The organism is Burkholderia sp. SJZ089 (assembly GCF_007828315.1).
GTDB lineage: Bacteria > Pseudomonadota > Gammaproteobacteria > Burkholderiales > Burkholderiaceae > Burkholderia > Burkholderia gladioli.
Genome location: NZ_VIUM01000005.1, coordinates 310,966 through 329,306, shown reverse-complemented (window position 1 = coordinate 329,306; position 18,341 = coordinate 310,966). Strand labels below are relative to the sequence as shown.

Sequence of the window (18,341 nt, the reverse complement as noted above, 5' to 3'; positions counted from 1 at the left end):
CCCGGCGCTCACAGGTGTTCCATGACTACTACAAAGAAGACTGCCGAACGACTCATCAAGAAGTACCCGAATCGCCGGCTGTACGACACCGAAACGAGCACGTACATCACGCTGACCGATGTCAAGCAGCTCGTGCTCGAGCAGGAGGATTTCAAGGTCGTCGACGCGAAGAGCAACGAGGACCTCACGCGCAGCATCCTGCTGCAGATCATCCTGGAGGAGGAAAGCGGCGGCGTGCCGATGTTCTCCTCGTCGATGCTCTCGCAGATCATCCGCTTCTACGGCCATGCGATGCAGGGCATGATGGGCACCTACCTGGAAAAGAACATCCAGGCCTTCATCGACATCCAGAACAAGCTCGCCGACCAGTCGAAGAATCTCTACGACGGCAGCAACGCGATGAACCCCGAGGTCTGGTCGCAGTTCATGAACATGCAGGCGCCGATGATGCAGGGCATGATGACCAGCTACATCGAGCAGTCGAAGAACATGTTCGTGCAGATGCAGGAACAGATGCAGAGCCAGGCGAAATCGATGTTCAGTTCGTTCCCGTTCAAGCAGCCGACGCCGTCAGACGATCCGGACAAGAAATAAGCGGCAGGGGGGCCATCGGATGATGGCCCGGTATCGAAACGGCCCGCCTGGTGCGGGCCTTTGTCATGTGCGGCGCTCGCATGCGAGTGCCACGCCATGGCCGAACGCGCCGCCGGAGAGTCGTCTGCGGCGGCGCGTTCGCTTGGGTTCAGGCCAGATCCTCGCTGAAGTCGGCGTAGGCCTCCACCTCGTGATGCCGGCGCCCGTGTTGGCGCTTCAGCGCACGCAGCTCGAGCGTCGCCTCGCAGAACGCGTCGCGCAGCCGGCGGATCTGATCCTCGAAATCCTGTCGTTCCTTGAGCAGGTTGGCGACGTAGCGGTCGACCGGACGCCTGGCTTCGTGCAGCGACAGCGATGGTTCGCAAGCGACGTCGATCGGTGCCAGCGAGGTGTCGAGCGTCGCGAGCGGGCTCGCGACGCCGGGCAGGGCGATCGGGGCGGCGGCGGGCGGTGTCGGCTGCGGCGCCTCGCTGCCTGGCGTGCTCGCCGTGTCGGCGCGATTGAGCAGGCAGCGGTAGCCATAACCGTAGAGCGAGAGGATTTCGCAGCCGTGGCTGCCGTCGAGCTGCAGTTTCTTGCGGATCCGGCTCACGTGGGTCGCGACCGTGCGCGTGTCGATGTCGCTTTGCAATTTCCAGATCCGATTCAATAAGGTTTCATGTGAAATCAATTGATCCGGATGTCGGAAAAAATAGGCGGCCAATTCGAATTCCTTGCGAGTCAGATTGACCGATTCGCCATGCAGCCGAATCTTCGCGGTTTTCGTGTCGAGCGAATAAGCGCCGAAATCGGCACGGTCATTCGAATCGCTTGCATATCGCATGGCCGCGGTCATGATGCGTGACTGGACTTCGGCCTCTCGCATCGGACGGACCAGATAATCGTCGGCGCCGGCTTTCAGCGCCTCGGCGGCCGATTGGCAGGTGTCGCGCGCCGTCATCGCGACGATCGGCACGTGCCAGTCGAAGTGATGCCGGGCCCAGGCGATCAGATCGATGCCCGACAGATCGGGCAGCACCGCGTCGACCAGCAGGAGTTCGAAATCGTTGCGCCTGAGCGCGGCAAAAAAATTATTTCCAGTCTTGAAGAATTCAGGCTGATGACCGTCATTTCGCAACCACGACTCCAGTTGCTTGGTTTGATTGGCCGGACCGCCGAGAATGGCGACTTTCATCGTTTCTCGCCTCGTTCGGTATAGATGCGATTGAAGATAGGAGCCGTTTTTTGCAGTATCCCGTCATGCTAAATCGCTTCGATTGGTAATTTGTAACAAAAAGATACAGGCTGTTGCAGGCATCGGACCCTGAAAGAATCGATGGGAAAATTCATCGCAAAATCGGAGGAAAGGCGCGCAGGCCAATAAACCGAGCGATCCGGGACAGCACGAACGCCTCGGGCATGTCCGTTGCGATGCGGCATTTTTCGTGCGGCGGCCGGTATTGGCGGGTCGAACCCGCTGTAACGAATCGTTGCAGTCTGGCGGGGCGCGCATGCGGCGGCGCAAAAGCCGGTCCCGCGCCGCGAGAGGGAGGGCGAATCCATCGCGCGGCGGTAGTGTCCGCTCAGTCTTCCATCGAGGCGCGGCCGTCGTTCAGATGCACGCTGGCCCGATCGCTTTTCACCAGTTCGGCGAGCAGGCTTGCGCGCGCCTCGGGCGTGGCCGAGCGCAATTCGCCGGCAAGCGCGCCCGATTCGGGCAGCCTCACCCAGCCGACGATCGCCGAATCCGGCACGCGCGTGGCATTGACGGTCGCGCCGGTCGGATCATCGTGCCCGTCGGCGGCTTGCCCGGCCTGCAGATGACCGGCCTCGGCCAGCGTATGGGTCAGGTCGTAGGCGCGATCGGTTTCGGCGAAGCGCCGCGTGTCGATCAGGTAGACGTAGCCGCGTTCGCCGGCGCCGCCGCCAGCGGCCTGGGATAGCGCCGTGGACGCGACTTTCGAGGTGGCGACGCCGGATTGCCCGGGATTGCCCTTGTGCTCGCCGAGTCCCTGCGCTTCCAGCAGGTTCGCGTCCTCGTCGAGCGGGCGGGCGCTGCGAAAGCCGCCGTCCTGCCGCAACTGGTTCGGCGAACGCGTATCGCCGCGATAGACGAGGCCGCGATAGCCATACAGTGTTTCCTGCCCGGGAGATACCGTCGAGCGGCCGAGCGCGATGGTCTGGCCCGCGCGCCCCGTTTCGGTGATGAAGCGCCGCAGGTCGGCGAGGCTGTGAATTTCGTCGGTTGCCTGCGCCGAACTCGAGGCGGCGGCGCCGGTCGCGAGGCGCGAAGACGAGGCCGCGGCCTGCGTGGTGGGCGGCGCGGCGCGACTGACCGCCGAGGCGGGCAGCAGGGCCTCGCCATCGGGCAGGTCGATGCCGACCGAGCCGAGCAGGTCCTTCGAGAAGGAGCCGAATTCCAGCTCGGGCAGCCAGTCGCGAGGCTCGTCGTTACCCGTGACGACGGCGTTCGGATCCTGGCGACGGCGCCCCGCGCGCAGCGGCTGGTGCGTCGTGTCTCCCGGCACGGCATTGGGCACGCGCGCCGAGCCGTTGCCGTGCGAATGCGAACGAGCCGCGCGTGCATCGTCGCCGGGCGCGTCGGACGACGTGCTGCCGTCGGTCGACGAGCTCGTGCCCGGCGGTTGCCGATCGGCCGGTTGATGCGTCGCGCCGAGCTTTGCGGCGTCGCCGCCATGCAGCACGAAGCTGCGCCCGGTCTGCTGATCGTGAACCAGCACGGCGGCGATCCGCGAGGCATCGGCGATGCCATCGCCACCCGCGATCGTCGGATGCCCGCCGCCCGAGGCCTTGACGATTTTCGCGGTGGCGCCCGGTTTGCCGAAGGTGGCGGCCGCGATCCGCACGATCGTGTCGGCATCGCGCGTCACGTCGACGTGGCGATCGGCCTGGCCGGCGGTGACCTCGGCCAGCACGCGCCGGCGTGCTTCCATCACCTTGCGCGAGCTGGCGCTCGGCGAGGGCGCCGTGCTGCCCGACAACTGCTGGTGCAGGGCATGCAGCATCGAATCGAGCCCGGGCGAGCCGGCGTTATCGATCACATGCGCGCCGGCCTGCTCGAGGCCAAGGCGCCAGGTCAGCGGTTCCCGCGCGTTCGCGGCGTGCTGCGGCATGCGCTCGGCCAGCCTGGTGGCGGCAGCCACACCACGCGGGTCGAGCACGGCATTCGAGAAGCGTCGCCGCAGGTTCTCGCCGAACAGATGCGAGTTGAGCCAGTCGGCGGCCTCGGCCGGCGGTTTGGCGGCGAGTTCCTGGATCTCGGTTTCGCTCAAGCGGAAATCGCGCAAGGTATTGCGCGCGTCCGCCGGGCTGGCCGTGCCGTCGAGTCCGGCCAGTTGCGCGGCGAACAGGCGGGTCGCGTAGACGGGATTGTCCTGCGCGAAACGCGTGGCGAGCTGCTCGGCAATGCGCTCGGGAGCTTGGCCCTGGTAGGTGCGCGTATCGAAGCCGAGTTGCGCGTCGAGGGCCGCGGTATTGCCGCCCGCCGAAAGCCGTTGCGCCAGCGCCGGCAGCGACGCCTTGGGATTGAGCGCGGCGCCTTCGAGGAAATGCCGATTCAGTTGCGCATACACCTGATCCGCCGTGGCGTCGGCCGCGACCTGCGCCAGTTGCGGATTGCCGCTCGCGCGCGCCTCGTCCTGCAGGAAGGTGCGGGCGGCTGCCTGTTGCGCGGCGTTGCCGCTCGCGCCCGTGCTCTGCTCGGCGAGCACGCGCAGGGCGATTCGGGCATTGGCGTCGGGCGCGTGATCCTTGAGCAGGGCCTGGGCCGCTGCCGTGTCGCCCGAGCGCTGCAGCGCGTCGAGCTTGCCGATCTGCGCCGGCGAGAGTGCCAGCGTGTCCTTCATGAACTTCGCGGGATCGGCGAGCGTGGCCGGATCGGCCTGGCCTTCGGCGATCCGTGCGTGGATCGTCGGCATCGCGCGCAGCAGGGCTTCCTCGCGCATCGAGGCGTCGATCGGCCGGGCCTTGCGCGCGTTGATCTCGGCGACGACGCCGCGCCGTCCCGCGTAGGCGAGGTAGACCGGGCTCATGACCGCGCGCGAGGCGCTGATGCCGGCGCCCGCGGCCGGATTGACAGCGAGCTCGGCGATCGTCAGCGCGCCGATGGCGGTGCCGTAGCCCATCTGGATCTTCGCGTGCCGCTTCTCCTCCTTCAGCGAGTCGAGCTTGAGGTCCTGGTGCGCGAGGATATGCGCGCGCAGCGTATCCGGCACCGCCGGGCGCGCGTGCGTGCGACCCGTCTGCAGCGGCAGCACCTTCTCGTTGTAGCGCAGCTTCAGTGCGGCGAGGCGGTCGACGCTGGCGCCCTTCGCGAACTGCGAGACCAGCGCGGCGCGGATGTCGGCGCGTTGCGGCCTGGTGGTCGGCAGCGTCGCGTCGGCTTTCCAGAATCGCCACGAACCGAAGTGCAGGGCGGCGTGCAGCTTGCTCCTGTCCTCGGCCGGCAGGGCCTGGTAGTGCTGGATGAAGCCCGCCGCGTCGCCCGATGCCGCGATCGCGCGCAGGCTGCCCGGCGCGAATTCGGCCGTGTCGATCCCCGCCGCGCGCATCTGCGTCTCGACGGCCGCGACCGCCGGCGCCATCGGCCGGCCCAGCGCCTCGGCGCGCGCCGTCTTCAACTGGTCCATCACGGCCTCGGTGCGCCCCGGCCGCACCTCCATCCCGATGAAGGCGTCGATCACCGCCTCGCGCGCGCCGCGCCGCATGCTGGCGGTGTTGATGTTGCTGGTGCGGCCCAGGTTCAGCACCTGCATCATGTTGCGCTCGCCGCGAAAGTGCAGGAGCTGGCGCAGCTTCTGCTGGCCGGCCAGGCCGAGCGTGGCGTGATGCTCCAGGAAGCGCGCGATCTCGGGTTCGCTGCGCGTGCGCAGGATCGAGTAGACGTTGGCGTCGAGCTTGTCGCTCGCGAACAGCGCGTCGAGCTGGCGCGTCGCGGCGCTGCCGACATCCTGGCGGGCGCTGGGCGGGCGAGTGACGGCCGAGCGCAGCGCCTGCATGCGGTCCACCGATTGGTTGACGCCGCGGTTCTGCAGCGCGCCGGCGCCGATGTAGGCGGCGCCGCCGGCCAGGCCCAGGGCCCCGTCGGCCGTCAGGGCGCCGCTGCCGTAAAGCGATTTGCCGTGGTCCGCGGCGCTGTGGATGCGGCCAGCGAGGCCGGCGGCGCCGAGGCCGACATCGCGGATCGCGCCCGGGGTCGCCTTGGCCAGCGCCTCCTTGGCTTGCGCGTGCGCGCTCAGCGCATCGTTGCCGGCGAGGGTGCCGGGCCGGGCCTGCTTCGCGTCGGCGTGGGTCTGCGCGACCTTCAGTGTCTTGTTCGCGTAACCGACGCCGGTCGAGACGATATCGAGCGTCTGCGGCAGCATGCCGACGCCGTTGGCGGCGCTCGAAACGGCCTGGGTGGCCGGGTTGGCGCCGTGGAAGGTGCTGACTATCCCGTTGACGGCCGAAGTGGCGTTATTGGCGGCCCAGAGTTCGTAGCCGGCGGAGGCGGTCGGGCCGATCACCGCTTCGGTCTTGTCGAGCGCGGCGCGCGTGCGGTGCGGGTTTTCCTTGCTGCCGCGGTTTTCGTCACCGGCCGCCTTGCGGGTGCCCATGCGCGAGGCCAGGCTGGACAGTGCGTCGAGCGGGCCGCGGCGTGACTGCTGGCTTGGGGCGGGGGCGGCGGGAGTTGTCGACGAGCCCGGATGGGCGGTGCTTGCGGCGGGATCGCCAGGGGCGGTCGCCGACGGCGAAGACGGCAGGCGATTGACTGGCGGCGGCATCCGGGCTCTCAGATGGGCATCGATGTTGGTATGGGCGCCGGACTGGGCGGTGCCGTGCGCGTATCACCAGAGAGTGGCGCACGCCGAAAAACATGTCATCCGGATGACAGGAAGCCGTGTCGCGGGATGCGAAGCGGGAGGCGTCTGTGGATGGCCGGGATGCAGGCTGGTTGTAATCGGTGGTCGATTTGCCGTCTGGCCTCACCGGCTGGCGCCGATTTTGGCTCCCCGGACATAAATCGCTGTAAACTCTCGCTTTTGCCGCCACACCCCCACAGATTCCCGATGTCCCATACCCCTAAAGTAGGGTTCGTATCGCTCGGCTGCCCGAAGGCCCTGGTCGACTCCGAACAAATCATCACCCAGCTGCGTGCCGAGGGTTATGAAATCTCCGGCACCTATGACGGCGCCGACCTGGTCGTCGTCAACACCTGCGGCTTCATCGACGATGCCGTGCAGGAGAGCCTCGACGCGATCGGCGAGGCGCTGACCGAGAACGGCAAGGTGATCGTGACCGGCTGCCTGGGCGCCAAGAAAAGCGCGAGCGGCGCCGGCCTGATCGAGGAAGTGCACCCGAAGGTGCTGGCCGTCACCGGCCCGCATGCGCTGGGCGAGGTGATGCAGGCGGTGCACAGCCACCTGCCCAAGCCGCACGACCCGTTCACCGACCTGGTGCCGGCCGCCGGCATCAAGCTCACGCCGCGCCATTACGCCTACCTGAAGATTTCCGAAGGCTGCAACCACCGCTGCACCTTCTGCATCATCCCCTCGATGCGCGGCGACCTGGTCTCGCGCCCCGTCGCCGAGGTGATGCTGGAGGCGGAGAACCTGTTCAAGTCGGGCGTCAAGGAACTGCTGGTGATCTCGCAGGACACCAGCGCCTACGGGGTCGACGTCAAGTACCGCACCGGCTTCTGGAACGGCCGCCCGTTGAAGACGCGCATGACCGAGCTGGTCGCCGCGCTTGGCGAGCTGGCCGCGCAATACGGCGCCTGGGTGCGCCTGCATTACGTCTACCCGTATCCGCACGTCGACGAGGTGATCCCGCTGATGGCCGAGGGCGCCTCGCGCGGCCACGTGCTGCCTTATCTGGACGTGCCGTTCCAGCACGCCGACCCGGAAGTGCTCAAGCGCATGCGCCGCCCGGCGAATGCCGAGAAGGTGCTCGACCGGGTGCGCAAGTGGCGCGAGATCTGCCCGGACCTGACGATCCGCAGCACCTTCATCGCCGGTTTCCCCGGCGAGACGGAAGCTCAGTTCGAGACCCTGCTCGACTTCATTCGCGAGGCGGAACTCGATCGCGTCGGCTGCTTCGCCTATTCGCCGGTCGAGGGCGCCACCGCCAACGAACTGGACGGCGCGCTGCCCGACGAGGTGCGCGAGGAACGCCGCGCGCGCTTCATGGAAGTGGCCGAGGAAATCTCGGCGGCGCGCATCGAGCGCAAGGTCGGCCAGACGCTGAAGGTGCTGATCGACGAAGTCAACGCCGAAGGCGGGATCGGCCGCACCGCGGCCGACGCGCCGGAAATCGACGGCGTGGTCTATGTCGAGCCGGCGCAGGGCGCCAAGCGCTACAAGGTCGGCGATTTCGTGCCGGTGACGATCACCGGCGCCGATGGCCACGATCTGTGGGGCGAGGTCGGCGCGGCATGACGGAGTCGATGGCGCCGCGGTGCCCCGAAGTCCTTGCCTTCGGCGAGGCGATGGTCGAATTCAACCAGTCCCAGCCGGGGTCGCCGCAATACCTGCAGGGTTTCGGCGGCGATACCTCGAACTTCTGCATCGCGGCCGCGCGCCAGGGCGCGCGCACCGGTTTCGTGTCGGCGGTCGGCGACGACCATTTCGGCCGGCTCCTGCTCGAGCTGTGGCGGCTCGAGCAGGTCGACACCGCGATGGTGCGCGTCGATCGCTCGGCGCCGACCGGCGTCTATTTCGTCTCGCACGGCGAGCACGGCCACGCCTTCGACTACCTGCGCGCCGGCTCCGCGGCGAGCCGCTACGCGAGCGGCGAGCTGCCGCTCGAGGCGATCGCGGCGGCTCGCGTGATCCATCTGTCGGGCATCAGCTTCGCGATCAGCGCGAGCGCCTGCGACGCGGCCTTCGCGGCGATCGACCATGCGCGCGCGAACGGCGTGCGCGTGAGCTTCGACACCAACCTGCGGCTCAAGCTGTGGCCGCTCGCGCGGGCCCGCGCGGTGATGCTGGAGGCGCTGCGGCGCACCGACATCTGCCTGCCGAGCTGGGACGACGTGACCCTGCTGACCGGCCATGAGGAGCGCGACGCGATCGTCGATGCGCTGCTCGATTGCGGCCCGGCGGTGGTCGCGCTGAAGCTCGGCAAGGACGGCGCCTATGTCGCCACGCGCGACGAGCGGCGCCTGGTGCCGGGCTTCGCGGTCGAGGCGCTCGACGCGACCGGCGCGGGCGACTGCTTCGGCGGCGCTTTCATCGCACGAATCGTGGCCGGCGACGATCCGTTCACGGCCGCGCGCTACGCCAACGCGGCAGCCGCGCTGTCCACGCGCGGTTACGGCGCGGTGGCCCCGATCCCCGAGGCGGACGCGGTCCGCGCCTTGCTCGAGGGCTGATCGCGAGCGCCGCCGGCCGTCCCCGGCGGCGGTGGCCCGCTCGAAGGAATCCTCGATCGCCGCGCCCCGCATCCGTATTACCCTGCGGGTCACCAATCGATGACATCGGAGGCACTATGCAGCAGCGCGAAGTGGTGGTGGTCAGTGGTGTGCGCACCGCGATCGGCGGTTTCGGCGGCAGCCTGAAGGAATTCTCGCCGACCCAGCTCGGCGCGCGCGTGGTGCGCGAGGTGCTGGAGCGCGCGGGCGTGAACGGCGAGGAAGTCGGGCACGTGGTGTTCGGCAACGTGGTGCATACCGAGCCGCGCGACATGTACCTGGCACGCGTCGCCGCGATCGAGGGCGGCATCGCGCAGCACACGCCGGCGGTGACGGTGAACCGCCTGTGCGGCTCGGGCCTGCAGGCGATCGTCTCGGCCGCGCAGAGCGTGCTGCTCGGCGATGCCGACATCGCCGTGGCCGGCGGCGCCGAGAGCATGAGCCGCGCGCCGTACACGATGCCGGCGGCGCGTTTCGGGCAGCGCATGGGCGACGCGAAGATCGTCGACATGATGCTCGGCGCGCTGCACGACCCGTTCCAGTCGATCCACATGGGCGTGACGGCCGAGAACGTGGCCGCCAGGTACGGCATCACGCGCGAGGCGCAGGATGCGCTGGCGCTCGAATCGCATCGCCGCGCCTCGCACGCGAGCCGCGCCGGCTACTTCAGGACGCAGATCCTGCCGATCGAGATCGGCTCGAAGAAGGGCACCGTGCTCTTCGATAGCGACGAGCACGTGCGCCATGACGCGAGCGCCGAGGATTTCTCCAAGCTGCGCCCGGTGTTCGCGAAGGAAAACGGCACGGTCACGGCCGGCAATGCCTCGGGCATCAACGATGCGGCCGCGGCCGTCACGCTGATGGAGCGGCGCGTGGCCGAGGCGCGCGGGCTCAAGCCGCTGGCGCGGCTGCTGTCCTACGCGCATGCCGGCGTCGATCCGGCCTACATGGGGATCGGCCCCGTGCCGGCCTCCCGGAAGGCGCTGGAAAAAGCGGGCATCCAGGTTGCGGATCTCGACGTGATCGAGGCCAACGAGGCCTTCGCCGCGCAAGCCTGCGCCGTGTCGAACGAGCTCGGCTTCGATCCGGCCAAGGTCAATCCGAACGGCTCGGGCATCTCGCTGGGCCACCCGATCGGCGCGACCGGCGCGCTGATCACCGTGAAGGCGCTGTACGAACTGCACCGGATCTCGGGCCGCTACGCGCTCGTGACGATGTGCATCGGTGGCGGGCAGGGGATCGCCGCCGTGTTCGAGCGCATGGACTGATTGCCGACCCCTGGTAAAAAGGAGCAAGCCGACGTGGCAGCCGCAAGCCGAAACCGATCCCGCATCCGATCCCGACTCGCGACAGCGCTCGCCTGCGCGCTGGCGGCCGGCGCGCTGCACGCCCAGACGCATCCCCAGCAGCCGCCGGCGGCGGCTACCTCGGGCGCCTCGACCGCGCAGGCCGCCGCCGCCGCCGCCGCGGCCCCTCCCGAGCGCGACGACACGGCGCCCGCCAAGCCGCTGAAGCCGGATCCGGCGCTCGAGAAGCTGCCGCGCTACGACGGCACGCTGGGCGGCCGCGCGATCGTGGCCCATCTCGGCCCGAAGACGGACGAGCCGGGCGTGCACGGCGAATATCGCTACGCCGACACGGGCCAGGTGATCCTGCTGGCGGGCGATCGCGACGGCGATACGCTGGAGATCGAGGAGTCGAACGACGGCACCAATATCACCGGCGTCTGGGTCGGTCATTTCGATGCATCGGGCGCGCTGTCGGCCGATCGCATGAATGCCGACGAATCGGATCCGCAGCCGGTGGTGCTGCGCCCGGCCGGCGGCGCGAGCCACGCGGGGCAGAGGGGGCATGCACCGGCGCCGGCCGCGCCCGCTTCCGGTGCCGCGGGTAGCGGGGCGGCGCCGCGCGCGGGGCACGCGGTCGGCGGCGTCGGCAATCTCTCCACCTCGGACTGAGCCGGCGCCGACGCAATGCAGCGAGCGGCGCGCCCCGGCCCGGCCCGGCAATCGCCGAGCGGGCGGCCGCCGCGGTGAACACCGCCGGTTCGCCGCTGTGCCGACCTGTTTCGCGACGCCTTCGCGAACCGCATGACATCTCCACCCAGCCTCGCCGGCGCGCCCGCGCCGACCGGCTCGGCGACGTCGCCGGCGACTGTACCGGGCCAAGCTCCGCGAATCGGGCTACCCTGTGCGGATCGTTTCCCCTGCTTCCTCTCCCTCATATGACCGATACCTCTTCGCCGCGCGCCCTCCAGACCCGCATCGTCCAGCCCGAAGGCGAACTGCCCGCCGGCTGGGCCTCGTTCGTCACGCCGGTGGCGCGCGCCTCGACCGTGGTGTTCCCCGATCTGGCGACGATGCGCGCGCTCGACTGGCGCGAGGACGACAAGTGGCGCTACGGCCTGCACGCCACGCCCACCGCGCTCGAACTGGCGCGCCAACTGGCCGTGATCGAGGGCGGCGCGCACGCGCTGCTGCAGCCCTCGGGGCTGGCGTCGATCATGAACGTCTATTTCGGCATCGTGAAGAGCGGCGACGACGTGCTGGTCCCGCACAACGCCTACAGCCCCAACGCCGATCTCGGCAACTGGCTGGCGCGCGATTTCGGCATCAGCTTGCGCTTCTACGATCCGCTGATCGGCGCCGGCATCGCCGAGCTGATCCGCCCCGAAACCCGCCTGCTGTGGCTGGAGGCGCCGGGCTCGGTGACCATGGAAGTGCCCGACGTGCGGGCCATCGCGGCGGTGGCGCGCGAGCGCGGCGTGATCACCGCGATCGACAACACCTATTCGGCGGGCCTGGCGTTCAAGCCCTTCGAGCATGGCGTCGACATCTCGGTACAGGCGCTCACCAAGTACCAGTCGGGCGGCAGCGACGTGCTGATGGGCGCGACCATCACGGCCGAGCGCGCGATCCACGAGCGGCTCAAGCTGGCGCGCATGCGCACCGGCCTGGGCGTGTCGGCCGACGACTGCTCGCTGGTCCTGCGCAACCTGCCGAACATGCGGCTGCGCTTCGAGGCGCACAGCCGCAGCGCGCTGGCGCTGGCCAAGTGGCTGAAGACGCGTCCCGAGATCGCCTCGGTGCTGCATCCCGAGCTGCCCGACTGCCCGGGCCACGAAGCCTTCGCGCGCGACTTCACGGGCGCGGGCGGGCTGTTCTCGGTGGTGTTCGACGCGCGTTATCGTGCCGAGCAGATCGACCGATTCGTCGAGGCGCTCGAACTGTTCGCGATCGGCTGGAGCTGGGGCGGGGCGCGCAGTCTCGCGATGCCCTACGACATCGCCTCGATGCGGCCGAGCTGGTCGCAGGGCACCCTGGTGCGCTTCTACGTCGGCCTGGAGGAAGAGGCGGACCTGCGCGCGGACATTGAACGCGCGCTGGCCGCGACGCTCGGATAAACGGCGGCATCGCCGGCCCTTCGTCCGGCCGGCGCGCCGAAAAAAATGGCAGATCGGCCGGAGCCGATCTGCCATTTTTCATGGGCCTCGCGGCTTGCGCCGGAGCCGCGCGCGGCGCTTCAGAACAGGCGCAGCAGGCCGTCGAGGCCGATGTGGTCGAATGCGACGCTGGCCGCCTCGCGGACCACGGGCTTGGCGCGGAACGCCACCGAGAAGCCGGCGGTGGCCATCATCGCCAGGTCGTTCGAGCCGTCGCCCATCGCGATCGCGCGCGCGGGCTCGAAGCCGAGCGTCGCGCAGGTCTCGCGCACGGTGCGCGCCTTGACCTCGGCATTGACGATCTCGCCGAGCACCTTGCCGGTCAGCTTGCCGTCGACGATCTCGAGCGTGTTGGCCCGGGTGAAGTCGAGGCCGAGCTGTGCCTTGAGCCGCTCGGTGAAGAAGCTGAAGCCGCCCGACACCAGCAGGGTCTTGAGGCCGGCGGCGCGGGCGCCGGCCAGCATCGCCTCGGCGCCCGGCGACAGTTGCAGCCGCTCCTCGTAGACACGCTCCAGCGCGCTGGCCTCGAGCCCGGCCAGCAGCGCGACGCGGCGCGTCAGGCTCTCGTTGAAATCCTTGATCTCGCCGCGCATCGAGGCTTCGGTGATCGCGGCGACCTCGGCCTTGAGGCCGCAGAAATCGGCGATCTCGTCGATGCACTCGATGGTGATCAGCGTCGAATCCATGTCCATCGCGACCAGCCCGAAATCGCCGAGCCGGCGGCCCGCCTCGACGAAGGCGTAATCGAGGCCGTGGGTGCCGCAATAGACGGCGATGTCGGGTGCCTGCGCGCGGTGCGCGCCCTCGATGCGGATCGCCTGTTCGTCGATCGAGGCGAGGCCGGTGCCGCGTGCCAGCGCGAGCAGGGTTTTGTGGTGGACCGGGGACAGCGGCGCGGGGCTCTGGATGACGAGATTCGTGGTCATGACGGGTCGCGTGAGACGGGGACGGCGCGCCTCGCGCGCCGGGAAGGCCGCTATTGTAGCCGGTCGGCGCGGCCCGGCCGCCGGTTTCGGCGCGGCGCCGGGCAGGGCGGCGCCAAGGCCGTGCAGTGCGACGGCCCGGTGCGGATCGTCGGTTTCGTCATCCTGAGCGATTTCCGGTTTCGGCCGCGCTAGCGCGGCACCCGGGGCGCGACGCCGCCCTCGCGATCCCAGTAGGGCGGATCGCCGAAATGCGCGGCGATGAAATCAATGAAGGCGATCAGCTTCAAGGGCACGAAGGCGCGGCTCGGGTAGACCGCCCAGATCGCCGAGGGCTCGGCGAGCGGGTAGTCGGCCAGCACGGGCACCAGCGAGCCGTCGCGCAGGTTCGGGCCGACGTCCCAGGTGGACTTGATGGCGATGCCGAAGCCGTCCACCAGCGCCTCGCGGATCGCCTCGCCGTTGCTGGCCACCAGGCGCCCGCCGACGCGCACCGTGAGCGGGCCGGCCGGCGTCTCGAAAGCCCAGTCGCGCTGGTCGCCGAGCACCACGCATTCGTGGCGCGTCAGGTCGGCCGGATGATGGGGCGTGCCGTGTTCGGCCAGGTAGGCCGGCGAGGCGCAGACCACGCGGCGATTCACCGCCAGGCGCCGCGCCACCAGGCTCGAATCGCGCAGCGCGCCGAGCCGGATCGCCAGGTCGATGCCCTCGTCGACCAGGTCGACGATCTCGTCGGACAGGCGCAGGTCGATCGAGACTTGCGGGTAACGGCGCAGGAAGGCTGGGATCACCGGCGCCACATGTTGGCGGCCGAACGAGGAGGACATCGAGATGCGCAGGCGGCCATGCGGCTCGCCGCGCGCCCGACCGACCGCCGCTCGGGCCGAGTCGGCCGCATCGAGCAGCGTCTGGGCACGCGCGAGGAACAGCTCGCCGTCCTGGGTCAGTGTCACGCGCCGGGTGGTGCGATGCAGCAACCGCGCGCCGAGCTGGCGTTCGAGTTGGGCCAGCCGGCTGCTGGCCACCGTGGCCGACACGCCGAACTCGCGGCCGGCCGCCGAGACATTGGCCAGCAACGCGGCGCGCACGAACAGCGCGACGTCGAGCAGGTCGAGCGGTTTGTCGGCAGGCGTGGCCCGGGGATCGCGAGGCTCGCTCATTATCCGGATTTCCCAAAAAATGTTTCCGGCATTATGTCGGTTTTTCTCCAGGATCGGGCCGCGTAGGATGGCCTCCATCGAAGCATCCGTTTCCCCATCGAGGAGCAAGCACATGAAAGCGATTGGCCTGACCCGTTACCTCCCGATCGACGACCCGCAGTCGCTGGTCGACGTCGAGCTGCCCACTCCCGCGCCGAGCGGCCGCGACCTGCTGGTCAAGGTCGAGGCGGTGTCGGTCAACCCGGTCGACACCAAGGTGCGCGCGCCCAAGGACAAGGTGGAGTCCAGCCCGCGCGTGCTGGGCTGGGACGCGGCCGGCACGGTGGCCGCGGTCGGCCCCGAGGTCACGCTGTTCCGGGTCGGCGATCCGGTCTATTACGCCGGCAGCATCACGCGGCCCGGCGCGAACAGCGAGTACCACCTGGTCGACGAGCGGATCGTCGCGCTCAAGCCGGCCTCGCTCGACTTCGCGGCGGCCGCCGCGCTGCCCTTGACGGCGATCACCGCCTGGGAGGCCCTGTTCGACCGCCTGAAGGTGTCGCCGCAAGGCCGCGACGCAGGCAAGACCGTGCTGGTGATCGGCGGCGCGGGCGGGGTCGGCTCGATCGGCATCCAGCTCGCCAAGCAGCTCGGCCAGCTCACGGTGATCGCCACCGCCTCGCGTCCCGAGTCGGCCAAATGGGTGCTCGAGCTGGGTGCCGATCACGTGGTCGACCACTTCGGCGATCTGCCGGCGCAGATCCGCGCGGCCGGCTTCGAGTCGGTCGACTACGTGCTGGTGTTCAACGATACCGACCGCCATTTCCCGGCGGCCGCCGAGATCGTCAAGCCGCAGGGCGGCATCTGCACCATCGTCGAGAACGCCAAGCCGGTGCCCGTCGAGCAGCTCAAGGCGAAGAGCGCGGCCTTCCACTGGGAGTTCATGTTCACGCGCTCGATGTTCGGCACGCCCGACATGATCGAGCAGCACAAGCTGCTGACCGAGGTGGCGCGGCTGGTCGATGCGGGCACGCTGCGCGCCACGGTCGGCCAGCAGCTCGGCGCCATCAACGCCGCGAACCTGCGCGAGGCGCACCGCCTGCTCGAGGCCGGGCGCGCGATCGGCAAGCTGGTGCTGAGCGGGTTCTGACGCGGCGCGTGACGGGCGGCGAGGGCGGCGGGTTTGCGCCGGCCGATCCGCCCCGGCCATCTTGCGTTGCAACGACAAGGGCCGCCGCGCGATGCGTGGCGGCCCTTGTCGTCGAGCGTGGCTGCGCGACGGCGCGGCATGCTGCGGCGCGCCATCGGCGGCGCGCGCTCGCGCAGGGCGCCGGCGCCTCGTCGCGCCGTGCGCGTGACGCCACCACAACATGCTCCATACAAGCGTCACCGAAGCCGCCGCTTGCGATTAGACTGGATATCCGCGTGCATCGTGTCTTGCCATATAACCAGGCGCCGCCCGCTCGGCGGCGCAATATCAGGAGGACAGCATGAGCCTGCGTATTCCGTGCGTCGCCGTGTGCGCCGTCGCCTTCGCGGCGGCCCTCGCCAGCTCCGCCGCGAACGCGGCGCCGCCGATCAAGGGCAGCGCCAGCGGCGGCAACGACGGCCAGCTCCAGTACACGGTGAAGGTCGATTCGAAGCGCTTCGGCGCCTCCGAGGAAACGCGCAAGATCCGCTCGGGCGAAACCGACGACTTCAACTGGAAGTCGGTGCCGCCCTCGGGCGCGGTGGCGATGCCCGACGGTTGCCCCGATGCCGATTCCCTGCCGCGCGACGCGAACGGCGCGATGGTGCGGCAGACCCAGGTGCGGCTCGCGCCCTCGGTCGACGCCAAGGGCATGGCCACGGTGCAGATCAGTTTCCAGGCCAGCGCGCCCGACGGCACCATCTCGGTGAGCGCCGATGGCAAGACCCTGCAGTGCCCGAAGCCGGTTACCGTCAGCGAGGTCAAGCGCGTCTCGCTCTCGACGCGCGGGGGCTCGAAGACCATCGAGATGAGCGACGGCACGCGCGTGACGGTATCGATCCAGCCGTGAGTCGAGTGTCTCGCGCCGCCCGGCGCGAGCCGGCGCGGCGGCATTGATCGATGTGATGAAGCGCGACGCGCCGTGCCGGTTGGCGCGGCGCGTTTTTGCGCGTGTCGTGACCGCCTGTCGTAAGCCTCGCCTCGTCTTGTCTCTCCTCGGCCGCTCGCCGAGGCGCCGTTCAGCGCCGCTTCCTGCGCGGCTTGCGCTCGACCAGGCGCGAGGACAGGAAGCGGTGGTCGGCCGAGAACAGGCGCCGGTAGGTCTGCAGTACCGCGCCGACCGTGCCCAGCGCCGAGGCCGCCGCGATCAGGAACATGATCACGATCTGGTAGCGCACCGCCTGCAGCGGCGGCTGGCCGGCCAGCACCTGGCCCGTCATCATGCCCGGCAGGCTGACGATGCCGACCACCGCCATCTGGTTCAGGGTCGGCAGCATGCCGGCGCGCACGGCCTGGCGCGCGGCGTCCCGGGCTGCTTCCCAGCGCGTCGCGCCGAGCGCCAGCGCGGTCTCGATGCGGTCGCGCCGCGCGGTCAGCTCGCCCGTCATGCGTTCGACGCCGAGCCCGACGCCGGTCAGCGCATTGCCGAGGATCATGCCGAGGATCGGGATCGCATACTGCGGCTCGTACCAGGGATGGATGCGGATCACCACGAACAGCCCGACCGCGCCGACCGCCCAGGAACCCGCCCAGATCGACACGATGCTGTCGATGCGCTGGCCCGCGTAGGTGCGCTCGCCGCGCGCGGCGCCAGCGAAGCCGGCCACCAGCGTCATCAGAATCATCAGCGGCAGCACCACGGTCCAGCTCGGATGACCGAACACCCAGCCCAGCACGTAACCGATCGCGAGCAACTGCACCACGGTGCGCACCGCGGCGATCGCCAACTGGCGGCCCAGGCCCAGCGACAGCGCGAAGGACAGCGCGCCGTTGACCGCCACCAGCGCGGCGGCGATCGCCACGTCGCCGAGGCTCAGGTCCTGCAGTACCGGGCTCATCGCGCTGCCCCGTCTTGGCCCTGGCTGCCCGGCTGGTCGGCGTCGCCGAGCACGCCGGCGCGCATCCTCACCTGGCGCGAGCCGACTCGGGCCGCCTGCGCCGGATCGTGCGAGACCCACATATAGGCGCGCGCCTCGGGCGCGGCCTCGAACCACGCCGTCACCAGCGTCTCGACCGCGCGCGCCGATTCGGGATCGAGCGCGGCGGTCGGTTCGTCGAGCAGCAGCACCTCGGGTTCGAGCTGCAGCACGCGCAGCAGCGCGGCGATCTGCGCCTCGCCGCCCGACAGTTCGCTGGCGGCCTGGTCGAGAAAATCGTCGGCGCGGCCGGCGCGGGTCGCGAGCTCGGCCACGCGGGCGCGATCGAAGCGCAGGTCGCCATAGACGGCCAGCGAATACGGGTAGCGCAGCAGATCCTCGACGCTGCCGTCGTCGAAGGCGGCAGGGCGCTGGCGCAGATAGGCGACGCCGCGGCGGTAGCGCGTGATCGATGCGCGCGCAACCGGTGCGCCGCGCCAGAGCAGGGCGCCGCCGTCGATCGGATCGAGCAGGGCGAGCGCGCGCAGGAACACGCTCTTGCCCGATCCGGACGGACCGGTGACAGCAACGCGCATGCCCGGGGCGAGGAGAAAGTCGGTCGGCGCCACCAACACCCTTTGCGAGACTGGGTCGCGACGGGTCAGGCCGCGGGCTTCGATCAGGCCGGCTGCTGTCATAAATGCAAGAAATGGTAAAGGGAGAAGGACGCCTCGCGCGCGATGCCATAATACCGATAACCTGCTTGCAAGTCGTCTGGCGCGGCCTTGCGCCCGATGTCTTGTCTCGAT

14 protein-coding genes are annotated in these 18,341 nt (G+C 69.5%); 8 read left to right on the top strand and 6 right to left on the bottom strand.

Annotated elements, in window-relative coordinates:
* Positions 1 to 21 precede the first annotated feature (21 nt).
* Entirely contained in the window at positions 22 to 594 is a 573-nt protein-coding gene (phaR, locus tag FB600_RS11825) for a polyhydroxyalkanoate synthesis repressor PhaR (protein WP_013698223.1), read from the top strand.
* 148 nt (positions 595 to 742) lie between these two features.
* Here phaR and FB600_RS11820 read toward each other — a convergent pair whose 3' ends face one another.
* Both FB600_RS11820 and FB600_RS11815 read right to left on the bottom strand, forming a co-directional pair.
* Positions 743 to 1,768 carry a response regulator transcription factor gene (locus FB600_RS11820; RefSeq protein ID WP_096748759.1) on the bottom strand — a complete coding sequence of 342 codons (1,026 nt, stop codon included), beginning with the start codon at positions 1,766 to 1,768 and terminating at the stop codon, positions 743 to 745.
* A gap of 388 nt (positions 1,769 to 2,156) precedes the next feature.
* Complete coding sequence (locus FB600_RS11815) at positions 2,157 to 6,188, bottom strand: hypothetical protein (RefSeq protein WP_145756780.1); 4,032 nt, start codon at positions 6,186 to 6,188, stop codon at positions 2,157 to 2,159.
* Between the two features lie 453 nt (positions 6,189 to 6,641).
* On the opposite strand from FB600_RS11815, the gene rimO reads away from it, so the two are divergent.
* The 5 genes from rimO (at position 6,642) to FB600_RS11790 (ending at position 12,386) form a co-directional block, all read left to right on the top strand.
* Positions 6,642 to 8,009, top strand: a complete 1,368-nt coding sequence (rimO, locus tag FB600_RS11810; RefSeq protein WP_098153955.1) for a 30S ribosomal protein S12 methylthiotransferase RimO — start codon at positions 6,642 to 6,644, stop codon at positions 8,007 to 8,009.
* Positions 8,010 to 8,017: 8 nt separating this feature from the next.
* Positions 8,018 to 8,944, top strand: coding sequence for a sugar kinase (locus FB600_RS11805; protein WP_098154768.1), 927 nt, complete (start codon positions 8,018 to 8,020; stop codon positions 8,942 to 8,944).
* Positions 8,945 to 9,060: 116 nt separating this feature from the next.
* Positions 9,061 to 10,251 (top strand): beta-ketothiolase BktB, encoded by a 1,191-nt coding sequence (gene bktB, locus FB600_RS11800; protein WP_105819845.1) that lies wholly within the window; start codon positions 9,061 to 9,063, stop codon positions 10,249 to 10,251.
* A 33-nt stretch (positions 10,252 to 10,284) separates the two neighbouring features.
* Complete coding sequence (locus FB600_RS11795) at positions 10,285 to 10,941, top strand: hypothetical protein (RefSeq protein WP_098181879.1); 657 nt, start codon at positions 10,285 to 10,287, stop codon at positions 10,939 to 10,941.
* Positions 10,942 to 11,207: 266 nt separating this feature from the next.
* Positions 11,208 to 12,386, top strand: coding sequence for a cystathionine beta-lyase (locus FB600_RS11790; RefSeq protein ID WP_098153958.1), 1,179 nt, complete (start codon positions 11,208 to 11,210; stop codon positions 12,384 to 12,386).
* Positions 12,387 to 12,505: 119 nt separating this feature from the next.
* Here the strand turns inward: FB600_RS11790 and serB are convergent, their stop codons facing one another.
* Positions 12,506 to 13,351 carry a phosphoserine phosphatase SerB gene (serB, locus tag FB600_RS11785; RefSeq protein WP_145756781.1) on the bottom strand — a complete coding sequence of 282 codons (846 nt, stop codon included), beginning with the start codon at positions 13,349 to 13,351 and terminating at the stop codon, positions 12,506 to 12,508.
* Positions 13,352 to 13,539: 188 nt separating this feature from the next.
* Positions 13,540 to 14,508 (bottom strand): LysR family transcriptional regulator, encoded by a 969-nt coding sequence (locus tag FB600_RS11780; RefSeq protein ID WP_098153960.1) that lies wholly within the window; start codon positions 14,506 to 14,508, stop codon positions 13,540 to 13,542.
* A gap of 112 nt (positions 14,509 to 14,620) precedes the next feature.
* Here FB600_RS11780 and FB600_RS11775 point away from each other — a divergent pair, with 112 nt between their 5' ends.
* Both FB600_RS11775 and FB600_RS11770 read left to right on the top strand, forming a co-directional pair.
* Entirely contained in the window at positions 14,621 to 15,637 is a 1,017-nt protein-coding gene (locus tag FB600_RS11775; protein ID WP_036051334.1) for a zinc-binding alcohol dehydrogenase family protein, read from the top strand.
* Between the two features lie 340 nt (positions 15,638 to 15,977).
* Positions 15,978 to 16,526 carry a DUF6013 family protein gene (locus FB600_RS11770; protein ID WP_096748764.1) on the top strand — a complete coding sequence of 183 codons (549 nt, stop codon included), beginning with the start codon at positions 15,978 to 15,980 and terminating at the stop codon, positions 16,524 to 16,526.
* A 169-nt stretch (positions 16,527 to 16,695) separates the two neighbouring features.
* Here the strand turns inward: FB600_RS11770 and FB600_RS11765 are convergent, their stop codons facing one another.
* Entirely contained in the window at positions 16,696 to 17,514 is an 819-nt protein-coding gene (locus tag FB600_RS11765) for an ABC transporter permease (RefSeq protein WP_013698212.1), read from the bottom strand.
* Positions 17,511 to 18,230 (bottom strand): ATP-binding cassette domain-containing protein, encoded by a 720-nt coding sequence (locus FB600_RS11760; protein WP_145756782.1) that lies wholly within the window; start codon positions 18,228 to 18,230, stop codon positions 17,511 to 17,513. The genes FB600_RS11765 and FB600_RS11760 overlap by 4 nt, the downstream gene beginning before the upstream one ends.
* Positions 18,231 to 18,341 lie beyond the last annotated feature (111 nt).

Coding starts and splice junctions, on each gene's coding strand:
- phaR (WP_013698223.1), top strand. CDS start 22: ATGACTACTACAAAGAAGACTGCCGAACGACTCATCAAGAAGTACCCG.
- FB600_RS11820 (WP_096748759.1), bottom strand. CDS start 1,768: ATGAAAGTCGCCATTCTCGGCGGTCCGGCCAATCAAACCAAGCAACTG.
- FB600_RS11815 (WP_145756780.1), bottom strand. CDS start 6,188: ATGGGCACCCGCAAGGCGGCCGGTGACGAAAACCGCGGCAGCAAGGAA.
- rimO (WP_098153955.1), top strand. CDS start 6,642: ATGTCCCATACCCCTAAAGTAGGGTTCGTATCGCTCGGCTGCCCGAAG.
- FB600_RS11805 (WP_098154768.1), top strand. CDS start 8,018: ATGGCGCCGCGGTGCCCCGAAGTCCTTGCCTTCGGCGAGGCGATGGTC.
- bktB (WP_105819845.1), top strand. CDS start 9,061: ATGCAGCAGCGCGAAGTGGTGGTGGTCAGTGGTGTGCGCACCGCGATC.
- FB600_RS11790 (WP_098153958.1), top strand. CDS start 11,208: ATGACCGATACCTCTTCGCCGCGCGCCCTCCAGACCCGCATCGTCCAG.
- serB (WP_145756781.1), bottom strand. CDS start 13,351: ATGACCACGAATCTCGTCATCCAGAGCCCCGCGCCGCTGTCCCCGGTC.
- FB600_RS11780 (WP_098153960.1), bottom strand. CDS start 14,508: ATGAGCGAGCCTCGCGATCCCCGGGCCACGCCTGCCGACAAACCGCTC.
- FB600_RS11775 (WP_036051334.1), top strand. CDS start 14,621: ATGAAAGCGATTGGCCTGACCCGTTACCTCCCGATCGACGACCCGCAG.
- FB600_RS11770 (WP_096748764.1), top strand. CDS start 15,978: ATGAGCCTGCGTATTCCGTGCGTCGCCGTGTGCGCCGTCGCCTTCGCG.
- FB600_RS11765 (WP_013698212.1), bottom strand. CDS start 17,514: ATGAGCCCGGTACTGCAGGACCTGAGCCTCGGCGACGTGGCGATCGCC.
- FB600_RS11760 (WP_145756782.1), bottom strand. CDS start 18,230: ATGACAGCAGCCGGCCTGATCGAAGCCCGCGGCCTGACCCGTCGCGAC.